This is a genomic window from Paractinoplanes rhizophilus (assembly GCF_042664765.1).
GTDB classification, from domain to species: Bacteria; Actinomycetota; Actinomycetes; order Mycobacteriales; family Micromonosporaceae; genus Actinoplanes; species Actinoplanes rhizophilus.
Window position 1 is genome coordinate 1 of record NZ_JBHTBJ010000142.1, and the last position, 522, is coordinate 522.

A 522-nucleotide genomic window follows, 5' to 3' on the forward strand; every position below is an offset into this window, starting at 1 on the left:
CCCGAAGCCGGTGGCCTAACCCCGTAAGGGGAGGGAGCCGTCGAAGGTGGGGCTGGCGATTGGGACGAAGTCGTAACAAGGTAGCCGTACCGGAAGGTGCGGCTGGATCACCTCCTTTCTAAGGAGCGACTATCCGTTGAAAGACGGACAGTAGCCCGCGACCTGCGAATGCCAGGTCGGGGTGCTCGAAGGCGGAGACACTGGCCAGTTTTCTCCCGGCAACGGCCGGCGAACCTAGTACACGAGCCCTGCGGGGTTTGAAGGAACGGGATTTCGCTGGTGCGGCTGGTGGAGAGCGTCAAAACATGCACCCTGTTGGGTATCTGAAGGAACAACCGTTGTGGCGGGTGACCCCCGCGGTTGGTCTTCAATGCCAGGCAAGACTTCGAATGCATACCTGCCACGGTTGTGGTGTTCGGTGTGTTCAGTGGGAAGTTTTGGGTTGGTCGTTGGTTGAGAATTGCACAGTGGACGCGAGCATCTTGTTTTCTGTGGTTAAGTTGTCAAGGGCGGACGGTGGAT

At 58.6% G+C, this 522-nt stretch carries 1 rRNA gene; it reads left to right on the top strand.

The features are described 5' to 3' along the window. A 16S ribosomal RNA gene (locus tag ACFQS1_RS40610) occupies nt 1-118 on the top strand; the annotation flags it as partial. Nucleotides 119-522 lie beyond the last annotated feature (404 nt).